Below are 1,546 nucleotides of genomic sequence, written 5' to 3'. Positions count from 1 at the left end.
GCGGCATCACGCCGTCGTCCGCTGCAACCACGAGGATCACGATGTCGGTCGCCTTGGCACCACGGGCACGCATTGCGGTAAACGCAGCGTGACCAGGGGTGTCGAGGAAAGTGACCATGCCGCGATCAGTCTCAACGTGGTATGCACCGATGTGCTGGGTGATACCGCCGGCTTCGCCAGCAGCTACCTTGGCACGACGGATGTAGTCGAGCAGGGAAGTCTTACCGTGGTCAACGTGACCCATTACGGTCACGACTGGTGCACGGGAGAACGACTCACCTTCAAACTTCAGGGACTCGGCAAGGGAATCTTCCAGAGCGGTGTCGCTGACCAGGGTCACTTTGTGGCCCAGTTCTTCGGCTACCAGTTGAGCAGTTTCCTGATCAAGCACCTGGTTGATGGTCGCTGGGGTACCCAGTTTGAACATGAACTTGATGATTTCAGCCGCTTTGACCGACATCTGATTGGCCAGATCGCCAACCGTGATGGTCTCGCCGATCTGCACATCACGCACGACAGGGCCGGTCGGGCTCTGGAAACCGTGGGCGTTGCGCTTCTTCAGCTTGGCCTTGCCGCGACCACCACGACGGAAGCCATCGCTTTCTTCGTCGGTAGTGCGTGGCGCCACACGTGGCGCCGGGGCTTTTTCTTTGACCGATGCGCGATGCGGAGCGTTTTTGCGCTCGCCATCACCACCACCGCTGCGACGATTGTTGTCGTCGGCACGTGGCTTGTCCGGACGGCGCTGTTCGTTCTGCTTGTTGCGAACGTCAGCCGATGGAGCAGGAGCAGCAGCCACCGGTGCGCTTTCGCGAACAGGTTCGGCAGCGGCAGCCGGCGCCGCAACGGCGTCGCTGGCAGCGGTTTGCGCAGCAGCAGGCTGGCGACGCGCTTCTTCTTCGGCGCGTTGCTTGGCTTCTTCTTCAGCCTTCTGACGGGCAGCATTTTCTACTGCGCGACGCTCATCCAGTTCACGCTTGCGCTCGGCTTCGATTTCTTCCGGGCTGCGCTGTACGAAAACTTTCTTCTTGCGAACTTCAACGCTGATGCTCTTGCTACCAGCCACACGCAGGGTGCTGGTGGTTTTACGCTGCAGCGTGATCTTGCGTGGTTCTTCCACTTTCGCCTTGTGACTGCTCTTCAAGTGAGTCAGCAGGGATTGCTTCTCACTGTCAGTCACATTTTCGTCGGCGGCGGTGTGCGGCAGACCTGCCTCACGCATCTGCTGCAACAGGCGCTCTACCGGTGTTTTGACCTCATCGGCCAGTTGTTTCACCGTGACTTGCGTCATGCACTTCTCTCCTCAGGCCGCGCCTAATTACTCGAACCAGTGGGCTCGGGCGGCCATGATCAACTTGCCGGCACGATCATCGTCAATGCCGTCGATGTCGAGCAGGTCGTCAATAGACTGCTCGGCCAGGTCTTCGCGGGTAATTACGCCGCGCACCGCCAGTTCCATCGCCAAATCCTTGTCCATACCCTCAAGCGAGAGCAGGTCTTCGGCCGGATGGGCGTCTGCCAGCTTTTCCTCAGTAGCGATGGCTTT

The 1,546-nt window shown here is 59.5% G+C and carries 2 protein-coding genes; both read right to left on the bottom strand.

Annotated elements, in window-relative coordinates:
* Positions 1–1,291 (bottom strand): translation initiation factor IF-2 N-terminal domain-containing protein (locus OQK_RS00575; protein ID WP_016770654.1); only part of this gene is annotated, 1,291 nt, incomplete at its 3' end.
* Between the two features lie 27 nt (positions 1,292–1,318).
* Positions 1,319–1,546, bottom strand: a 228-nt coding sequence (locus OQK_RS00570; protein ID WP_038860113.1) for a helix-hairpin-helix domain-containing protein, incomplete at its 5' end; no start/stop codon positions are given.

Source organism: Pseudomonas sp. R62, assembly GCF_000257605.1.
In the GTDB taxonomy this organism is placed as follows: domain Bacteria; phylum Pseudomonadota; class Gammaproteobacteria; order Pseudomonadales; family Pseudomonadaceae; genus Aquipseudomonas; species Aquipseudomonas atacamensis.
The sequence above is the reverse complement of the archived record's forward strand: the minus strand, read 5'-3'. Positions and strand labels throughout refer to the sequence as shown.